This is a genomic window from Acinetobacter sp. UBA3461 (assembly GCF_002381195.1).
In the GTDB taxonomy this organism is placed as follows: Bacteria; Pseudomonadota; Gammaproteobacteria; order Pseudomonadales; family Moraxellaceae; genus Acinetobacter; species Acinetobacter schindleri.
Genome location: NZ_DFRO01000030.1, coordinates 1 through 17,954, shown reverse-complemented (window position 1 = coordinate 17,954; position 17,954 = coordinate 1). Strand labels below are relative to the sequence as shown.

The following is a 17,954-nucleotide window of genomic DNA, read 5'->3' as shown; positions in this document are numbered from 1 at the left end:
TTATTATATGAAGTAATATTCCTATTTATTAGCCGATGGAATTTCTAAAAATTTTAAGTAAAGTGAGTTAAATTTTTGAATAATTAGTGAGCTAATCAGTTTAAAATTATAATATATGACGCTGTAGTCTAAAAATTGTTTTTTTCACATCTCTCTTAGTACAAACATCGGACTAACTTAATGAATAATATCAACTTTAAGAATTTCGAAGAGGCTGGCCAAGCTATTTTAAAATTCTTATCTCAACGATTTGGATTTAAGTTATGGATGATTACCCGTACCGAAGGTGATGACTGGATCGTGTTACTAAGTGAAGATAATGGTTATGACGTTAAGCCAGGACAGGTATTTCGCTGGGCAGACTCCTTCTGCTCGCACATGGTACAAAATAATGCACCTCGCATTGCCCCCTATTCACCTGATATTCAAGTTTACGTAGACGCACCTATAAATCACTTAGTCCCAATTAAAGCCTATATCGGCCAACCTCTGTATAAAGAAGATGGGTCCCTTTTTGGCACTCTCTGTGCAATCGATCCTGAACCTCAGTCTAAAAATCTGGTCGAGGAAGCTCCATTATTTGAGCTGCTAGCACAAGTGCTTAGCTATAATATTCAAGCTGAATTAAAAGCCGCTGAGTACATACGTAAAGCTGAACAGTTTGAAATAGAGGCATTGTCCGATCCTATGACTGGTCTTTTTAACCGTCGTGCTTGGGATCAGTTAATTGAATTAGAAGAAAAGCGCTGCAAGCGATATGGTCACCCTGTTGCTATTCTTATGATTGATCTTAATGACCTCAAAATCACCAATGATACTTTGGGGCATGCTGCAGGTGATGAACTCATTCAAAAAATGGCTTTAACTCTCAAAAACACTGTACGCAATAATGATATTGTCGCTCGTCTAGGTGGTGATGAGTTTGCTGTACTCAGTATTGAAACCAACCGAGAAAATGCGGATAAACTTGCAACCAGAATTCAAACTGCTATTGCAAAAGCTGGCATTAGTGCTGCAATTGGTTTTGCAATGCGAAATCCAGCATACGGTCTATCAGCAGCTATCATAGAGGCAGATGAAAAAATGTATCAGGATAAAGCCCTAAGCAAATCACCTGAGACTAATTAATAAAAAACGCATACCCGAGCGGCTCTTGGATCGGGTGGAGCAAAATATGCCTTCAATTGAAGAAAAACGCTTAGCTATTGAGATGGCTGATAAAATCATACAAACACGATTGTCCCATCAATTAACTCAAAATATGAAGGATAATATTCGATCCGGTGAAGTTGAGTACTGGAAAGAAATTTATACTGAATGCTTGAAGATAATTGGTTCAGATAACTAATTTTGACTTTCGGTAAGTCTTGAAACCATCGCCTCTTGATCAGTAATAGTGAGCTGCTTATTATCGAATACATAAGCTTCAGCTATATTTATGTACTCCTGTATCAGTACATGATCATGTGTACCTAAAGACACATATGTTTGATATAGATTCGCCCGAAACTCTTCTCTAGTCATTATTATAATCTCCAAACAACCCATCCCTGTGATGGGTTTTCTTTTGTCTATTAAAGCATAAATTAAGAATTAAGTAACTTTCATTACTTTAAGTGTTGACTATTTAGGTAAGTTAACTTACCTTTATCTCACAGACAACAAAAAGCCCCAGCGTTGCTGTAACAACCTGGAGCGTGACCCATCACCCTACTGAGTGAAATTATTATGAACACAAAATTAACTCCACACAATAGCTTCAAGGTAACTCTGTTTACCGCTGCCCTAACTGTAAGCGCCTTGGCATTTGCTCATCTTGCTGACTTTGGTACTGACCAGGTAGCACCAGCTCAAAATATTCAATCTGAATATGGAATCGTCTCTTTAAAGATGCTCGACGATGTACACGGTGAAGCTGTCGTAAATCTGGATGGTTTCCGTTTGGAAATCACTTCATTTGAAGTTGAAGCAAACCCGGATGATTATGGTGTACCAGGTTCCGAATTCACAAATATAGAAGTCGTTGAACTAGGTGAAATCAAGGTGTTCGATGCTAATGGCAATCCATATAACGACTTCACTGATCATCAAGATCACCGCGAAATCAATTCAATGATCGCCGGCTACATCATGAAACATCGTCTGGTGGAGGTGCAGTCATGATTTTAAATTCTGCTGATCAAATTTTTGAAGCACTTTTAAATGGCCAGCTAGTCTACTGGTGTGAATGTGGCTCTGATGACTGGTCTCCTCTTGATGATCGAACTCAAATTAATTTTGTGGACCTTTACACTGGTTTCCTGCAATTCAAAGCAGATGAGCTACCTGTGATTCCAATGCCAATAGAGTCTACTTCTAGCCACCGCTATTTCTCTGAATACATCAAGACACTTGAAGGCCTTGAAATCTATCGAGTGGGCAAAAATCGTGTGAGCTATTTCGCTTTACGTGTCAAAAGCTCAGGGACGATTGCTGATTATTTTTGCAACACACTTCTCTACTCCATTCAACCTGATGGCTCACTTAAGAAAATGGATAAATCAGTTACCCCACAATGGATTTTAGATGGTTTGGAAAATGCACGTGTCGCTATGCGCAAAAATAAGCGTCACCAAGCTTTAGAGAGTACCGGCTTCTTTGCATCAGAAGATTATAAGAACTTTAAGCGTAATAACCGTCCTGCAGGAGTACGTTGAGATGGCGATTAATATTATTCCAGCGGACCAGCCGCTACTTGTCCAAGCCATCATCGTGTATCTGTATGCAGATCCAGGCTTGGGTAAAACTTCTATTGGTTTCACCGGCGAAAAAGCTATTTCTTTCGACTTTGACAAAGGTTCTCATCGTACTGGTGAATTGCGTCGCGGTGCTGTGGTTCAGGTCAATCAATGGGCCGATGTCGCTAATCTGACCATGCAGGATCTGGAACCATTCAAGACGATTGTGATTGATACCGTTGGTGCAATGCTTGAAAGCATCAAAACTCATTTAATGCTGAATGCGACCAATAAACAGAAAGATGGCTCTTTGAAACTCAAAGCACAGGGCTTGGCCAACAACATTTTCAAGCAGTATGTGAATACGCTGATTGCTTCAGGCAAAGATGTAGTTTTCATTGCTCATGCTTCAGAAGATCAGAATGGTGACCAAGTAATTTACCGACCAGATCTTGGGGGTAAGAACCGTAATGAGCTATATCGCATTGCAGACATCATGGGTTACTTAACTACGGTTACCACTGGTGAAGGTAAGCATGCCCGGGTAATCAGCTTTAAGCCTTGCCCTACCCATCACGCTAAGAATGCCGGTGGCCTTGGCGGTGAAACTGGTGAAGTGTGGGTGCCAGATTTAAAGGCCAGTCCTACGTTTCTGGCTGACTTAATCAAGCAGGCTAAAGATCACATTAACACCATGACACCAGAGCAACTTGCAGCAATCAAAGCTCAAGAGGATTTGGATAATTGGATGCAGAGCTGTGCTGAAGCGCAATACGCAAGTGACTTAAATCAGCTTACTGAAGCATTGCCACAAGGCCATTGCTACGTATTGAACATGTGGAATGCTGTCAAATCAAGAGCTAAAGAACTTGATTGCACATACAACAAAGACCAAAAGCGCTGGTCTGATCCAGCTGAATTCTTTGGTCTTAGTGATCAGCAATTATCTGAGTTCCAAGACTTTATCGATGCACGCGGTCTGGATGCAAAAACAGTATGTGAGCACCTAGGTATTGATGCACTAAACCAAATTGAAGCCAGCAAACTGGCAGCGGTACAACAAGAAATTGAACAATTAGCGAAGGAATCAATGGCATGAAAATTTTAAACGGAAAAGAAGCTTTTGAAGCAATGATGGCTGGCCGAAAAATTATGTGCCGCGCCGTTGGTGAATTGATGGATTTCGATGATCTAGATCGTTTCCCGGCAACTATCTTTGCAATGCCTGGCTATGAGTTCTCTATCAAAGTTGAAACTATGGAGCTGGCTGATATTACGTTTACTAAACCTTTAACGCTTGATGACGTGGTGGAGGGTCAAGAAATTTTCCTGGTTTTCCCTCATTGTGTTGTACATACTCAATTCACTTCACTGTCTGGAAAGTATGTTGAATCTGTACGTTATGGTTTCGCCCAAGCGGATCAGGAAAATGCTGAGTTGCAACTTCAGGCAATTGGTAAACTTCTTGGACGAGACATTCCTTACCCTTTGACTATAGAAAGTCATTACAAGCCTGAAAAGAAACGTCGTAGTCGAAAAGCCAAGGAAGATACTGAACAGCCTGGCATTCCAGCTGGTCCAAATAATGCTGTACCAGATATTGAAAAACAGCCTGAGCCAGAGGTAGTTCAGCCTATTGAGATCACAGTACAAGAAGCGATTGTTAATATTGAAGCTCCGGTTACAGAAACTGAAGAAGATTCTGTTGAAACTAACTCGATAAAGCTTGTTGAAAAGTTTACAGCGCAAATTGACCAGTTTACTAATCCTGATGACGTTCTTTCATTCCGTCACGTATTTCTGGCCAATGGATACTTAGACCAAAAAGATCAACAGCACTTGTGCAAGCTGACTGAAGATAAATTGCTTGAACTGGATCCTGAACAATACACGCCTAAGGATGAGCAGCCATCTGAAAACTTAAGTGTTGCCGAGCTGAAAAGATTGCAGCAAGAAGCAGAAAATCTAATGAGCGGTAAAACACAGGATGCAAGTGAGGAATATCACAATTTGCTTAATGATCTATTGGATTGTGCCAGTAAAGCAATTACCCCTGCAGAAGCAAATAGTTTGGTTCGATACACCAGGGCTTGGACCGAAGAACAACGCAAGCCACTGCTTGAGGCCATCCATAAACGTCTAGTTCAGCTGAATGATGCTAATGGGCAGCCATCACTGTCGGTTCTTATTCAACGTGCCGAAGATTTAACGGAGCTAGATGCATTGGAAATTGATGTGTCTGCATGTGATGAAGTGATTCAACCTCGTCTAATGAAGATGGTTGAGAAGCGTCGATCTGAGCTGTATCGCCTTACCTATCCATTACCTGGTGCATCATGAAAAAAGTAGTCAAACCTAAAAATGCGGTAGCCTTTCAAATCTGGTTTGAGAAATTGGGTTACTCAGTCAAACAGGCTGGTAAAGGCTTCACAGCAAATACAGCGGATCGCCTTATTAAAAAACGTCACCAGCACGTGCTGGTGACGGAGGAATTGGGCGGAAATCAAGCAGCATATGAGCTTGGTAAAGAATTTGAAGAGCACTTGCTTAGTGTAGAAGTGAAGAAGGTGTCATGATGACTTTACGTAATTTAAAAGAAACAAATGAAGATCAACAGAACCGTATGCTGAAGGATTTCATTGATGCACCTGCAGATCAGAATTTTGGTCATGAGGTTGTTGCCATGTACCTTGGCTGTTCACCCTGGACTCTGGCTCGTATGCGTTGTAATGGTTCTGAATTGCCTTACACTAAAATTGGACGGCGTGTAGCCTATAAGAAAAGTGATGTACTGGCATATGAGAAAAGCCGTACAGTCACTTGTACAGCGCAATATGCATAGTAGAAGGCAGGTTTACCCTGCCTTTATTTGTTTCAGCCTTTCATCCCATACACTTTCATAATTAAAGCAGTCTATTTTTCCTTGATATACCGCCTCAATCATATTCATAGATGCTTTCAGCTCTTCCATTGGAATTTGTACATAACCGCCAGTGACATCAATGCGTGGCTTTTGTGTATGGTTGAGAAGTCGTTTAGTCACATAGATATTGAAGCGTAATAAGTTACAGATCGTGGCAAAGGTGCGTCTGAAATCATGCATTGATACATAGTAGCCCACCTGATCACCAATCACTTTTAATGCACGGTCAACCTTAGTTGCATGCATGTTGGCTGCGGTCGGCATTTTGGTTGCTGGGAACACCCAGTCACTCTCCCTTAACAGGTAACGGTCCTTTAAGATCTTCAGTAGATGATCACCTACTGGAAACAGATGGTCCGTACCATTTTTTGTATCTCTAAAAAGTACGGTACCAGTTTTAAAATTGATATCTGACCACTTCAGACCACAAACTTCCTGACGACGGCAACCGGTGTACATCGTAAATAGGATGATGTCTCGGTGAGTATTCGAGCGTGCTGTATTTTTAAGATTCAATTCATCTTGGTAATTCAGGACAGCATCATAATATTTGTGAATAACATCTTTATGTAGATGACGCTCTCGACGTTCAAGTGTATTCCAGCCTTTGGTAACCGAAATAATATCAACCGGATTAGATTTTAGGATTGGAGCTTCGTCCGATGAATAAAGCACATGGATGTATTTCCACAATGTACCCAGTAGTGAAATAGCTCCATTTGCGGATGATTTACTGAGTTCCGAAACTGTCAGGAACTTATCCAGTACTTCATTTTTAGTAATTTCAAATAGCTTTCGATTTGACCAGCCTAAATATAGGTCAAAATATTTATTATATTGTCGGATAGTTTTGGGTTTAAAGTCATTGCGCTTGATATAGATATCCAATGCCTGACCTACTGTGATATCCAGTGGATTTTCAGCAGCCTTCCCTTTTACTGGTTTCTGGTATTCCCCATTAGCAATTTGAGCCAAAATCATTTGTGCTTTGGCACGTGCAGCGATTGCAGATATTTCATTGGTCTTACCGAGTACGACCCGGTAAAGCTCGCCTGAATAACGACGCTCCACAATATAAGATTTAGATTTAGTGGTGGCACGGACACAGAAACCGATCAGATCTTGATCTCGGTAAATCTTTTGACCAGATTCAGACAATGGGATAGCATCAACATTAGACTTGTTGAGTTTCATAATTGGATCATCAACACTTTAGCTCGCAATGATTAAATCATGTTTCTCAACAGTCTACAAATAGTCTACAAGTCAAACTTTTAAGCAATAAAACACCCTTAAAAATCACTATAAATAATTGTTTTTATTTAATTTAATGAATTAACAAACCCCACAAGTATGCTATAACAGAAATAGAATCCGCCAAGTCGCGACTGGATGGGAAGATTGAGCATTAAAATAGGCTTACCTAATGATTTATAAACTTAAAAGATTTAAGAATGAATCACATTGTATTCGTTTGTCTTCATCTCGACTCAACAATCTATAAAGTTTATTTTTTGTAAATTTTACGAAATTACTTTTCCAAAATTTTATCCAATTTTTTGTTAATTAAATCATTGTCATACCTCAAATAATGTCAGAAGCTTCTAATTATCAATAAGAATATTCATCCTATTTCATTAACATTTGATCCTTGGTATATTTTTATGAGCTTTTGGTTCATTACAGCTTTATATTAACAAGTACCCAAAAATAACACTTCATAAAAAAACCTCCCAAAGGAGGTTTAATTACAAAGTATGGGCCAATACGTAGATCACTGTACTAATAATTATGATAGCCAATAAAGTTATCAATATTTCAAGTTTAGTCATTAAAGTGCACTCTGACTTCTTGTTACTTATATTGTAGCCTATCTTAACACTGAATCCTAAATATAAAGGATTACTAGAAATTTTAAAATATTTGCACTTTATTAATTCAGATTAAATCTAATGAATCCAGTTAATTATATTTTCTATCATTAAATCGACAGACGGCTTACTTCCAATATGCATCTTTAAAAATTTGACTTTCATTATTCACCATGATCATTTTCATCAAAATCATTGAACCACGTACAAAGCTTTATCATTATGAATTTCTATTGAATATTTAATGATATTTTTTTAGCTTCTAATAGACCAGCCCTGACTTCACCTTAAGAAACAGGGTAACTTTATATCCAAATGTATCTAGCCCTACTGTACTAAACCTATTTAATTTCTTTCAAGCAATCGCGACATAACTTAATTTCTTCGCTATCAGCCGTACATTCAAACTCAATGGTACTATGTAGGCCAAATAAGCAAAGCACGAACTGGAACATATCGATCTCCTTGCTTTAGTGCCCCCCTATTTCAAAATATAAGGGGAATGATCCCTTGAATTTAAAAATCTCATCTAACTATATAAAATTAAGCAGATCAATCTCTGAGTACAATTTTATAGTCCTTAATCAAATATTTTCTCTTAAAACTATTTAAAGGTAACTTCTGAATAGATTCATGTAAGTATAGGAAATATATATTGATAGTTCTTACCCGTTAGTTTTATGTTTCTTTAAGTACTTGTTAAACAAGTATGATGCCTTCTCATAAATATATAAATCTCCAGAAAGCTGCTAATCAAATACTCAGCCTAGTCGTTTCTTCAGTAAAACCAGGCCAAAGATTAATTTAACTAATATTTGCATTTGATTGTTATTTTTCCTTTCTAAATAGTCGAAGACCTCACTCATTTGTGAGGCCTTTGATCAATTTATTCAGGGGTATTTGATGCCTTAGATTCTGTCTCCGCTTCATGATGAGAACAGTTTTTTGCATTCCCCTTTTTGTATTTAGCCTTTTTATAACAATATCCAGCCAATACGCCTGCGCCAATCAATGTTAATAATTTCATTGCTCACCTCAATAGATTAGAAATAACAACCTCTATAGGTATCATCTATATGAATTGCATTCCAAAGCTATTTGGAAAGTTTTTTTAAATGAAAGGTTAATTTATGTATATAAAATAAAAAAGCCCACATTCCTGTGAGCTTTCCCCTTAACCATTTTGCGCTGATTTAGGATAGTTGATAAAACATACAACGATCAAACAATAGACAATCTATAAAAAATACAAATATGTATACAAATTAAATATATATCCATACTAAATAAGTCTGAAATTTAATTATTGCAACAAATAATCAAACCAGCAACCTAGTTCTGGAGGTAATAAAAAACCACCCGAAGGTGGCTTAAATTTGTTCTATTCTTATTAGAAAACTATTTTTATTATTGAGTCTTCGACTCTCCCCATACCTGTTCATTATTTTTACGACCAATAGGAATCTGGTGTACCATCGCCTCTCAGGGACATTCCGTTTTAGATCTATAGTCAGTAAACCATTGTCATAATCTGCCTGCTGAACCTCGACATGTCCATCAAGGCGTAACGATAACTTAAATGAACGGCTTGCGATTCCCTTATATAAATATTCAACGTTTGGATCGTTTTCTTCTTCTACTACTTTACCAGTTATAGTCAGTACCTTGTTTTCCAAATTAATCTCGAGTTGATCCTGATTAAATCCTGCAGTTGCAACAGAAATACGATAATTATTATCTCCTGTTTTTTCAATATTATAGTGGGGAAAGTTTGGCGTATCGCTTTGTAATGCAAAATCGAATAGATCACTTAAGCGGTCAAAACCAATACTCCGACGGAATAGTGGTGATAAACTGAAATTACTCATCGTAACACCCTCCTGATTTTATCAACCAGCTGAGACTTCATTATCGATTTTGATAATCGAATAAGAAGCAATATCTGGATTGCTATCTTATTTATCAGGGTACATGCAGGTATTTTCAACGGCAGAAATAAATGAAAATACATTTCTTGCCCTATTTATATTTTTCCCGGCACATTTAGAAAAAATTAAATTTAAGTAAGTATTTAAAACATCGTTTTTTTCTTAGGAAAGGCAAAAAATTAATATTTTTTTATAAAAAAAACCGCACCTTGGGGAAGATGCGGATAAAACTCGATATTTAATCAAGTGTGGAGCTTTTTGAACACCTAGTAAAATAATCAAGATTCAAGAGATTGTCAATAAAATATTTAACTAAAATCTTAATTGATAAGGATAAAATTTTCTCTCTGCCGGGTTTTATGAGCGTCTATCTAATTAGACTCAATCCTTATTGTCACCTACCTCGCCCCCATGGACCTGATGATCAATTTCAGTTGCACCCTTCAAAGCCAATAAACAAAATATAAGGTTTAGCATAATTTTTCTTCCTATGAATAAGTTTATGGGAATGTTTAAGTATTTTCCTCTTTTAACTGCCTTGATTTAAATATCATCTTATTAAAGATTAAATAAGATCATTTACATCACATTGAGAATTTCCTGAATCTAAGAAAATTTGAGGAATCTACTTAACAATATTGTTCCAGCAATTAAGCCGAGAACTCTTTTAATAAAAATCGCTTTACTGTCTCATCAAAATCCGGATTTGCGAGAATTGGCTGATTATTTTTAATAACTTGATAGCAACAGCTTGCAGCCACACCTACACCTAATAATGTCAACAATTTCATTGTTCACCTCAGATACTAAAAATTTAAACTTAAACTATCATTCAAAATTGTAGCCTTCCAACTTAGTTTTGATGATTTTATGTTCTGTATGTAATTGAATGTAGGTAAGATAAATAGTATTGAGTAAAAAATATACAGTTAAGTAAACATTGTAATTAACCTACACTCTTGCACCACAGTTTTGTCAAAAAGGTCAATTCAAGTTAATTATGACTTAAATTCCTTCTGTTTAATTATGTCCTTATTCTAATAAAAATAAAATAATAGTCATCCGGCATACTAGGTCTGAGTGCATTACATGATCAATTTCTTAAAGATTAAAATGTTTATATTTCATGTTTAATGCCTAGTGGAAAGATATTCCAAACCTGCAAAAAGTGTAATTACGTTTTTAAGTGGTTTTGTGTCTATATTCATCTTATCTTAATTTTTATTAAAGACAAAAATTAGAATGTAGAGGTTAAGTATGTGTTCAAACTATGAGTTTCCGTCGAAACAACGCTTGTCTTTACTCGACATTCATGAAGAGCAGCTAGAATTAGAAATTAAATCTCATGTCTATCCACTTGCACCTGCTCCTATCATTATGCGTGGTACGGAAAATTTTGAACTCGATATTGCCCATTTTGGATTAATCCCTTCCTGGGCGAAAGAATTAAAATTTGGTCGTCACACCTATAATGCACGTACTGAAACAGTTGCCGGCAAACCCAGTTTTCGGCATGCCTGGGTAAAAAATCAATTTGCATTGGTGCCTGTAGAGGTCTTCTATGAACCTAAATATATAGAGGGAAATTCACATTGGTTCGGAATTTCACGTGCAGACGGTAACCCTTTTACTGTTGCTGCAATTTATGATGATGCCCATATTGATGGCAAGAGAATCAGATCTTTTTCAATGTTGACCATGAACGCAGATAAACATCCATTTATGAAACAGTTTCACCGTCCGAACGATGAAAAGCGTTCGATTATTGTCATCCCGGAAGAATTGCGGTATGACTGGTTGCACTGTACTCATGAAGAAGCCAATGATTTTTTTATTGAAATGAAAGACGAATTTATTGTCAAGCCTCAGAATAAAGAAAATTCATTAGATAAGAAAAATTAAGTATCCCTAACAGCATTCAGTTTACTTATTTAAATACTTAAAGAGCAAAAGTATTTTATTAAAACTTTTTAAAAGACAATTAAAAGCCCAAATAAAATTGGGCTTTATTGGAGTAAAATTAGTTTCACTCTTCCACTTCTAGAGGATCACCATCTTCCGGACGTGTATGACGCGTAGCATCATCTGCCGGGTCAACACTTGAACCATCTTTAGTAATTGCATTATATAATTCATCTTCCTTCTTATCATCAATAAATTCCTCGTCATCAAATTCCAGAGGCTCATTATCATCATCAAAGTTTAAAGGCTTTTCTTCATCTTTCATGGCGATCCCTTCATAGTTATCATGAGAAATTCTTATGCTCAAACATTGGTTAAAGTTATTCAATAGTCAACAATCATCATTTGTGTAACTAAAAAGAAAGACGAGTAGAATCTAAAATATTTAAAAAAAACTATCCGCTAATTTTTCTCTTAGCCGAAATCTATAATTTAAATGATTTAAAAATAAAATTTTTCTTGAAAGTAAGCTAACAAAGATAATCAGTTATCTTATACCTGATTAAAATAGAAATTTTATTAAGGGATGGATACACAACAAAACCATAACCTTCTAGAGATACCACATAATAAAGCTCTGATTAGAATTATTTTTAAAACATGAGTTTATCAGTTGTATTTCATGCGATATTTATATTGATATCGAGGTTAATATGAGTAATCGGAATATCAAAGAAATAATTTCCTCAGCTGGACGTAACTTGCATACCATTATCATCACTGCGCGAGAAGATGACGGTTCAATTGAAACACGCGAGGCGGAACCTTATAGTTATCGTCGTAAAGGTAAGACTGAGAAATTTTTTTGTTATGACATTCGCAGAGATGGTATCCGAAATTTTCATGTTGATAATATTATTTTCGTTGAAGAAACAGAAAATACTTTTTATCCACGCTGGATCGTAGAGGTTTAGGCTCAAATTTCATCAATAAAAATCAGACTGTCCTATCAAAGTCCACCTATTACAATGCAGGCCAACTTTAACAAGTCTAATAATAAATGAAACTAATATATTTTTTATTGATTAATTTACAATCAATTTAGCTTCTTTGATTTATAGAATGATCAAAAATTTAATTAACTATTATCTATTTACATAACTTTTAAAAATAAGATGCATAATTTTTGAGACAGTACTTTATTCTACATTTTCTTCATCAACGTCTTTCCAAACTTAAATTCAGTTATGAAGCCCAAAAGAAAACCGCCTTATGGCGGCTTTCTTCGAGTTTCAATACTTAGCGCTGTTGTCCGCGTTGATTTTGTTGATCACGCTGATGAGCTTGTTGTGTTGAATCTTGCTGTTGACCTTGTTGATTAGGCTGCTGTTGCTGTTGCAGATCCTGCTGATTCTGTTGATCTTGCTGGTTCTGCTGATTTTGCTGACGTTGATTTGGGTTCTGTTGATTTTGCTGGTTAGGCTGTTGCTGTTGCTGTTGATTTGGATTTTGCCATTGGTCTTGCTGATTTTGCTGACGCTGTTGCTGATTCTGGTTCGGATTTTGTTGGTTTTGGTTAGCCATTGGAGACGCTCCTTTTTCCTTTATAAGTAAATGAACCGATCTTTACGAGTTCAGTATTTACTCTACAGCCTTCTGCATAAACTCCAAGTCATAACCTGTTACAGACTAATTCAATGTAAAATAAATTGATTTAAACTATTGATAATCCATTTTTACACTTACATTATTTACCCAAGCATCTCGTAAATAATAAGAATAGCTACTAATATGTGCAGATGAAATCTATATCTTAAAAAATGCAAAATTCTAATTTTTTAAAATATAAATATTTTATTTATAATTCGTAAAATTATTAACTATAAAACTTAGATTTAATATTTTTTCAAGACATCAAAACCTATATAAAGATTCTAAATACTTTATACAGGGAAGATCAAAAATTGATTATACACTCAATTAAAATATAAGTCATTTTTGAGAAGATTAAACAATTGGGTTAAGTATGGGGCGAAGACCCAATTACCGATCATTCTAGTCTAAATATAGTTAAGTCAATTAGTATATCTTTCCATCATATTATAATTTTGTATATAAGCAGAATCGTCAATCCCATGCGCTACGACATAGTTTCCGCAATCTGTAACCATCTGAAGATTGATCAATACATTCACTTATGCAAAAAGACCAAAAATAAAAACCAAAGGAATCGCCGCTGATAAAAGTTTTTCATGATATTCCCCTAAAAATGAAGGGAAATTTTATTTTTAATTATTAATATATGATTAAAACGAGGAACAAAAACAAAAAAAGTAACCCTTTTAAGATATTAATTACTGCATTATAAACACTTTAATTAAACATAATAATAAATAAAAATAAGTAAGCAAACATTTTATAATATATTGTTATCTAATAGTTTATTAAAAAACCTCTAAAAAAGAGGTTTTTTCAATCTTATTCAAATTATTAATTAAATCGCGACCATTTTTACAATAATCGTTTGAGTATCTTCTTTTTCATCGGGTAATTGCAAACGTTTTAACTCCTTGCTTTTCACCTTTAGTTTTAAATTCTGGTAGGTAATAATCGCAGGAATCTGATCAAAATACTGTGCATCCGCATCAATTTCTTCCTGAAATAAAGGGGTACCCAACTGATAGTCCAGACTTTTCAGGACTACATATTTAACTGTAGTTTTCATTGTAACAACCTACTTTCATCAAGCACTTTATTTTTATTTTTACCACTGTTTAAGCTTAGATGATACCGTTAAATGCAAATTTTGCTTAACTCTTGGTCAAACACACTCATTCGCTGAATTTTGAACATGTGTATCTCATATTTAGCTTTTAACAGCATGTTTTGTATAAATGTATACAATCGTAAGGGTGATTGAAGAATCCGCATTTCGTCTATACATTGAATACATCACCCTCAAATAAAAATGATAGCCATGTTAAAAGAATGTTGTGATTTACTCGAACAAAAAAAACTGAAAGTTGCTTTTGTAGAAAGTGCAAGCTCAGGCTATTTAAGCAGCCAGTTTTCGCTTTATAAAGAATGTGGTGCACAAATTTTACTCGTTGGACTGGTTTGTTATGATGCCAATCTGAAAATGTCAATCTTAGGGGTACCTCAGGATTTAATTGATAAATATTCACCTGAATCCCCGGAAGTGACGAATGCGCTTGCGATTACCGGCCAGAAGCTGTTTCAAGAAGCCGATTTGATCGTAGCGTGTACCGGCTTGCTCAAACCTGGTGGTAGTGAATGTAAAGAAAAGCCGGTAGGAACGTTTTTTGTTTCGGTTTTCTATGAAGGTCAAACTTATGATTATCGCTATCTGATTGATGGTACACCTGAGGAACGCCTGGATATATTGACGGAACAGATTGCTGATCAAATGATGGATTTAATTGATAGCAAAACTGCTTAATTTCGCGTCTTTATAAAAAATTAGTGGATGAGGATAATGATGAAAGTCAATATTAGTTTGTTTTTACTTGGTATTTGTCTTAGTCCATTGAGCCTTGCGACGGTGGGTGGCCCACAAAACCTTGAAGTTTTGGGTTATGAAGCCAAGGACCAAAAACTATATCTGTTGCGCCATTATCTGGATGGGCGTGGACGTCTGCCTCAACTGTATTATTATAATTTTAAATCCAAGATGCCAAACCAGCTGATTCAGGTCAATTCCCTATATATCAATCCTAAAACCAAGAAAATTGACTATGATCAGAATAGCAAGAAGTTTGATCAGGAAATTGCCAAAATCAAGAAACGTTTGACTCCGGTAGTTCCTCTTCCGAAGCAGAATATTCAGCTCAAGTTACTAAAGACCAGAAAAGGCACTGCACCTGCATGGCATGATCCGAAACAAAGCGTACCTAAATGGACCTATCAATATCGGATTGAATCAGGTCACTATAAGAGTCCAATACAACAGGCTATCAGCTATAAACCCGATTTAAGGTTAAATCAGATCTATAAAATTCCGAAACAGGATAAATTACTGGTCACTGTAAAATATTTAGGCATTCAATTTGAAACTGGGTATCACATTGAAGATCCCGCCCTGCTCAGCCATTAAATGAAGATTAAATAAATATAACCTATAAAAAAATAAGGTCTGACGAGAGACCTTATTTTTTTATTTACAATAGCTGTAACTTAAACTGCTACAGCGCCGCGCTCAGCAATTGGAATCACTTTACGTAGTTCCGGACCCGTATAGTCTGCGCTTGGACGGATAATACGGTTATCTGCACGCTGTTCCATCACATGCGCTGCCCAACCGGTAACGCGTGACATCACAAAGATCGGTGTAAACAGTTTGGTTGGAATACCCATGAAGTGATAAGCAGATGCATGGAAGAAATCAGCATTACAGAATAATTTCTTCTCACGCCACATGACTTCTTCACAACGGACTGAGACTGGATAAAGTACGGTGTCGCCTACATCTTTCGCCAGCTTCTCTGACCACTGCTTGATAATACCGTTACGCGGATCATTGTCTTTGTAGATTGCATGACCGAAGCCCATGATCTTTTCTTTACGTTCCAGCATACCCAGCATTTCACGCTCAGCTTCTTCTGGCGACGTCCAGTTTTCAATCATATCCATCGCGGCTTCATTGGCACCACCATGCAGGGGACCACGTAGTGAGCCAATCGCACCGGTAATACAAGAATGCAAATCAGACAATGTCGATGCACATACGCGTGCGGTGAAAGTTGAAGCATTGAATTCATGCTCTGCATATAGAATCAGTGATACATTCATCACCTGCTCATGCAGCGCATTTGGCTTTTCACCACGCAGTAAGTGCAGGAATTGAGCACCGATTGAATCATCATCGGTATTTTCATCAATACGGATGCCGTCATGGCTATAGCGATACCAGTAACAGATAATCGCGGGTAGCGTTGCCAGAATACGATCCGCTACATCCTGCTGTTCAGCAAAAGACTTTTCTGTTTCCAGATTACCCAGCATGGAGACGCCGGTACGCATCACATCCATTGGATGCGAGTCCGCCGGAATGCGTTCCAGCACTTCTTTCAGTGCTTGCGGAAGGCGACGTAATGACTTAAGTTTTGCCTTATAAGCTGCAAGCTGCTCGGCAGTTGGCAATTCACCAAAGAAAATCAGATAGGCTACTTCTTCAAACTGGCAGTGTTCTGCCAGATCCTGCACATCGTAACCACGATATGTCAGTCCTGCACCGCTTTTGCCTACTGTTGAAAGTGCCGTTTTCCCTGCGACTTGTCCACGCAATCCTGCGCCAGTGAGTACTTTTCCTTCAGCCATTGTTTTAATTCTCCTGCTTAAACAGTTTATCTAATGTGTCTTCGAAGCTGTGATAATCTAAAAATTCGTAGAGTTCTTTTCGTTGTTGCATTTTGTCCAGTACATTTACCTGAGTACCGTTTTGACGGATCGACTGCATCACTTCTAAAGCCGCCTTTTGCATTGCACGGGTAGCTGACAGTGGATATAGCACCATACGAATGCCCTGCTCAGCCAGTTCTTCGGTGGTGTAATACGGTGTATCACCAAATTCGGTGATATTTGCCAAAACAGGTACACCCACCGCATCGCAGACTGTTCTATACATGGTGATGTCCGTCATTGCCTCAGCAAAGATCGCATCCGCACCCGCTTCTACACAGGCGCAAGCACGATCAATCACAGCCTGTAAGCCTTCTTTTTGCAAGGCATCGGTACGTGCCATGACCACAAAGTTAGAATCCGTTTTGGCATCCACTGCCGCCTTGATCCGGTCTACCATTTCCTGTTGCGATACGATTTCTTTATTTGGACGGTGGCCGCAACGCTTTTGTGCTACCTGGTCTTCAATATGTACTGCTGCTGCGCCAGCTGCAATCATCTGCTTAATGCTACGAGCAATATTAAATGCACCACCCCAGCCTGTATCAATATCTACCAGTAATGGCGTATCCACACGTTCAGTAATACGGCGTACATCTTCAAGGACATTATCAAGACTGGTCATACCCAGGTCAGGCAATCCATAAGAATAATTGGCCACACCGGCACCAGAGACATAAAGGGCTTTATAACCGACCTGTTTCGCCATCATGGCTGCATAGGCATTTACGGTTCCAATGATTTGTAGTGGTTTCTCAGTTTCTAATGCTTCTCTAAACTTTAAACCTGCAGACATTTGTTGTGTCATCTTCCCTTTCCACAGTGTTGGCTATAATTATTGAAGTTCGAGTATACCTATTCAAAACGCTCAATCCATGGCCTGATAGAATAAAAACTCTAAAACTTTAGTCAAATAATGCGGATAGATTTAGCATAAATCTTAGTCGAGATAATAGATACAGCAGTCTCCATGAAATGTGCGCACAACTTTGTTATGATGGCAACTGAAATAATCGAAAAGTGCTGATTTAGTCGTCAATATGCAGGATCTCGTTCAACTGGAACCCTTAGCCAAAGATGTGCCACAGACCAAGCGTGGTCATGAGCGCTGTCTCGCCCTTTTGATCAGTGCAACAGAGCTGTTCCTGGAACATGGTTATGATGCTGTATCACTGGGCGAATTCAAACATGAGGT

At 37.3% G+C, this 17,954-nt stretch carries 20 protein-coding genes and 2 pseudogenes; 13 read left to right on the top strand and 9 right to left on the bottom strand.

All coding sequences use genetic code 11. From position 1 onward, the window contains the following. Positions 1-180 precede the first annotated feature (180 nt). From B3D47_RS09530 to B3D47_RS09495, 8 genes are all read left to right on the top strand, one after another. Positions 181-1,128 carry a GGDEF domain-containing protein gene (locus tag B3D47_RS09530; RefSeq protein ID WP_286861693.1) on the top strand — a complete coding sequence of 316 codons (948 nt, stop codon included), beginning with the start codon at positions 181-183 and terminating at the stop codon, positions 1,126-1,128. 46 nt (positions 1,129-1,174) lie between these two features. Continuing rightward, a complete protein-coding gene (locus B3D47_RS09525; RefSeq protein WP_174894566.1) occupies positions 1,175-1,348 on the top strand; it encodes a hypothetical protein in 174 nt (57 codons plus the stop codon). A 380-nt stretch (positions 1,349-1,728) separates the two neighbouring features. Then, positions 1,729-2,163 (top strand): hypothetical protein, encoded by a 435-nt coding sequence (locus tag B3D47_RS09520; RefSeq protein WP_286861688.1) that lies wholly within the window; start codon positions 1,729-1,731, stop codon positions 2,161-2,163. Further along, positions 2,160-2,696 carry a hypothetical protein gene (locus tag B3D47_RS09515; protein WP_286861685.1) on the top strand — a complete coding sequence of 179 codons (537 nt, stop codon included), beginning with the start codon at positions 2,160-2,162 and terminating at the stop codon, positions 2,694-2,696. Before B3D47_RS09520 ends, B3D47_RS09515 begins: the two co-directional genes overlap by 4 nt. 1 nt (position 2,697) lies before the next feature. Next, entirely contained in the window at positions 2,698-3,816 is a 1,119-nt protein-coding gene (locus B3D47_RS09510) for an ATP-binding protein (RefSeq protein WP_286861682.1), read from the top strand. Then, complete coding sequence (locus B3D47_RS09505) at positions 3,813-5,057, top strand: hypothetical protein (protein ID WP_286861679.1); 1,245 nt, start codon at positions 3,813-3,815, stop codon at positions 5,055-5,057. The genes B3D47_RS09510 and B3D47_RS09505 overlap by 4 nt, the downstream gene beginning before the upstream one ends. Then, complete coding sequence (locus B3D47_RS09500) at positions 5,054-5,293, top strand: response regulator (RefSeq protein WP_286861676.1); 240 nt, start codon at positions 5,054-5,056, stop codon at positions 5,291-5,293. The genes B3D47_RS09505 and B3D47_RS09500 overlap by 4 nt, the downstream gene beginning before the upstream one ends. Then, a complete protein-coding gene (locus tag B3D47_RS09495; protein ID WP_348892252.1) occupies positions 5,293-5,559 on the top strand; it encodes a helix-turn-helix domain-containing protein in 267 nt (88 codons plus the stop codon). Before B3D47_RS09500 ends, B3D47_RS09495 begins: the two co-directional genes overlap by 1 nt. 12 nt (positions 5,560-5,571) lie before the next feature. Here the strand turns inward: B3D47_RS09495 and B3D47_RS09490 are convergent, their stop codons facing one another. From B3D47_RS09490 to B3D47_RS09475, 4 genes and pseudogenes are all read right to left on the bottom strand, one after another. After that, positions 5,572-6,834: a tyrosine-type recombinase/integrase gene (locus B3D47_RS09490; protein ID WP_286861674.1), complete on the bottom strand. Its 1,263-nt coding sequence runs from the start codon at positions 6,832-6,834 to the stop codon at positions 5,572-5,574. 1,563 nt (positions 6,835-8,397) lie between these two features. Further along, positions 8,398-8,538: a hypothetical protein gene (locus tag B3D47_RS09485; RefSeq protein WP_167367443.1), complete on the bottom strand. Its 141-nt coding sequence runs from the start codon at positions 8,536-8,538 to the stop codon at positions 8,398-8,400. A 380-nt stretch (positions 8,539-8,918) separates the two neighbouring features. Continuing rightward, a pseudogene (locus B3D47_RS09480) lies at positions 8,919-9,379 on the bottom strand (Hsp20 family protein). Between the two features lie 710 nt (positions 9,380-10,089). After that, the gene (locus B3D47_RS09475) at positions 10,090-10,230 is read right to left on the bottom strand and encodes a hypothetical protein (protein WP_004809164.1); all 141 of its coding nucleotides are present in this window, start codon (positions 10,228-10,230) and stop codon (positions 10,090-10,092) included. Between the two features lie 466 nt (positions 10,231-10,696). Here B3D47_RS09475 and B3D47_RS09470 point away from each other — a divergent pair, with 466 nt between their 5' ends. Continuing rightward, positions 10,697-11,341: an SOS response-associated peptidase gene (locus B3D47_RS09470; RefSeq protein ID WP_005221852.1), complete on the top strand. Its 645-nt coding sequence runs from the start codon at positions 10,697-10,699 to the stop codon at positions 11,339-11,341. A gap of 124 nt (positions 11,342-11,465) precedes the next feature. Here the strand turns inward: B3D47_RS09470 and B3D47_RS09465 are convergent, their stop codons facing one another. Next, positions 11,466-11,666, bottom strand: coding sequence for a hypothetical protein (locus B3D47_RS09465; RefSeq protein WP_005221851.1), 201 nt, complete (start codon positions 11,664-11,666; stop codon positions 11,466-11,468). A gap of 388 nt (positions 11,667-12,054) precedes the next feature. On the opposite strand from B3D47_RS09465, the gene B3D47_RS09460 reads away from it, so the two are divergent. Beyond that, positions 12,055-12,315, top strand: coding sequence for a WYL domain-containing protein (locus B3D47_RS09460; protein WP_005221850.1), 261 nt, complete (start codon positions 12,055-12,057; stop codon positions 12,313-12,315). Between the two features lie 325 nt (positions 12,316-12,640). Here B3D47_RS09460 and B3D47_RS09455 read toward each other — a convergent pair whose 3' ends face one another. After that, positions 12,641-12,925, bottom strand: coding sequence for a hypothetical protein (locus B3D47_RS09455; protein WP_004809157.1), 285 nt, complete (start codon positions 12,923-12,925; stop codon positions 12,641-12,643). A 910-nt stretch (positions 12,926-13,835) separates the two neighbouring features. Next, positions 13,836-14,066, bottom strand: coding sequence for a hypothetical protein (locus B3D47_RS09450; protein WP_004809153.1), 231 nt, complete (start codon positions 14,064-14,066; stop codon positions 13,836-13,838). Between the two features lie 252 nt (positions 14,067-14,318). Between B3D47_RS09450 and B3D47_RS09445 the strand changes: the two genes are divergently transcribed. Together B3D47_RS09445 and B3D47_RS09440 are read left to right on the top strand one after the other, a co-directional pair. Then, the gene (locus tag B3D47_RS09445; RefSeq protein WP_005221849.1) at positions 14,319-14,801 is read left to right on the top strand and encodes a CinA family protein; all 483 of its coding nucleotides are present in this window, start codon (positions 14,319-14,321) and stop codon (positions 14,799-14,801) included. Between the two features lie 39 nt (positions 14,802-14,840). Beyond that, positions 14,841-15,455, top strand: a complete 615-nt coding sequence (locus B3D47_RS09440; RefSeq protein ID WP_005221848.1) for a hypothetical protein — start codon at positions 14,841-14,843, stop codon at positions 15,453-15,455. 80 nt (positions 15,456-15,535) lie between these two features. On the opposite strand, the gene prpC is transcribed toward B3D47_RS09440, so the two are convergent. Then, positions 15,536-16,678, bottom strand: coding sequence for a bifunctional 2-methylcitrate synthase/citrate synthase (gene prpC, locus B3D47_RS09435; RefSeq protein WP_004894563.1), 1,143 nt, complete (start codon positions 16,676-16,678; stop codon positions 15,536-15,538). A 4-nt stretch (positions 16,679-16,682) separates the two neighbouring features. After that, on the bottom strand, positions 16,683-17,567 hold the full coding sequence (gene prpB, locus B3D47_RS09430) for a methylisocitrate lyase (protein WP_004810717.1): 885 nt from the start codon (positions 17,565-17,567) through the stop codon (positions 16,683-16,685). Positions 17,568-17,799: 232 nt separating this feature from the next. Between prpB and B3D47_RS09425 the strand changes: the two are divergent. Next, positions 17,800-17,954, top strand: a pseudogene (locus tag B3D47_RS09425) (TetR/AcrR family transcriptional regulator); the annotation flags it as partial.

Bases quoted from the DNA above. Each gene is read 5' to 3' on its own strand.
- B3D47_RS09530 (WP_286861693.1), top strand. From the start codon at position 181: ATGAATAATATCAACTTTAAGAATTTCGAAGAGGCTGGCCAAGCTATT.
- B3D47_RS09525 (WP_174894566.1), top strand. From the start codon at position 1,175: ATGCCTTCAATTGAAGAAAAACGCTTAGCTATTGAGATGGCTGATAAA.
- B3D47_RS09520 (WP_286861688.1), top strand. From the start codon at position 1,729: ATGAACACAAAATTAACTCCACACAATAGCTTCAAGGTAACTCTGTTT.
- B3D47_RS09515 (WP_286861685.1), top strand. From the start codon at position 2,160: ATGATTTTAAATTCTGCTGATCAAATTTTTGAAGCACTTTTAAATGGC.
- B3D47_RS09510 (WP_286861682.1), top strand. From the start codon at position 2,698: ATGGCGATTAATATTATTCCAGCGGACCAGCCGCTACTTGTCCAAGCC.
- B3D47_RS09505 (WP_286861679.1), top strand. From the start codon at position 3,813: ATGAAAATTTTAAACGGAAAAGAAGCTTTTGAAGCAATGATGGCTGGC.
- B3D47_RS09500 (WP_286861676.1), top strand. From the start codon at position 5,054: ATGAAAAAAGTAGTCAAACCTAAAAATGCGGTAGCCTTTCAAATCTGG.
- B3D47_RS09495 (WP_348892252.1), top strand. From the start codon at position 5,293: ATGACTTTACGTAATTTAAAAGAAACAAATGAAGATCAACAGAACCGT.
- B3D47_RS09490 (WP_286861674.1), bottom strand. From the start codon at position 6,834: ATGAAACTCAACAAGTCTAATGTTGATGCTATCCCATTGTCTGAATCT.
- B3D47_RS09485 (WP_167367443.1), bottom strand. From the start codon at position 8,538: ATGAAATTATTAACATTGATTGGCGCAGGCGTATTGGCTGGATATTGT.
- B3D47_RS09475 (WP_004809164.1), bottom strand. From the start codon at position 10,230: ATGAAATTGTTGACATTATTAGGTGTAGGTGTGGCTGCAAGCTGTTGC.
- B3D47_RS09470 (WP_005221852.1), top strand. From the start codon at position 10,697: ATGTGTTCAAACTATGAGTTTCCGTCGAAACAACGCTTGTCTTTACTC.
- B3D47_RS09465 (WP_005221851.1), bottom strand. From the start codon at position 11,666: ATGAAAGATGAAGAAAAGCCTTTAAACTTTGATGATGATAATGAGCCT.
- B3D47_RS09460 (WP_005221850.1), top strand. From the start codon at position 12,055: ATGAGTAATCGGAATATCAAAGAAATAATTTCCTCAGCTGGACGTAAC.
- B3D47_RS09455 (WP_004809157.1), bottom strand. From the start codon at position 12,925: ATGGCTAACCAAAACCAACAAAATCCGAACCAGAATCAGCAACAGCGT.
- B3D47_RS09450 (WP_004809153.1), bottom strand. From the start codon at position 14,066: ATGAAAACTACAGTTAAATATGTAGTCCTGAAAAGTCTGGACTATCAG.
- B3D47_RS09445 (WP_005221849.1), top strand. From the start codon at position 14,319: ATGTTAAAAGAATGTTGTGATTTACTCGAACAAAAAAAACTGAAAGTT.
- B3D47_RS09440 (WP_005221848.1), top strand. From the start codon at position 14,841: ATGAAAGTCAATATTAGTTTGTTTTTACTTGGTATTTGTCTTAGTCCA.
- prpC (WP_004894563.1), bottom strand. From the start codon at position 16,678: ATGGCTGAAGGAAAAGTACTCACTGGCGCAGGATTGCGTGGACAAGTC.
- prpB (WP_004810717.1), bottom strand. From the start codon at position 17,567: ATGACACAACAAATGTCTGCAGGTTTAAAGTTTAGAGAAGCATTAGAA.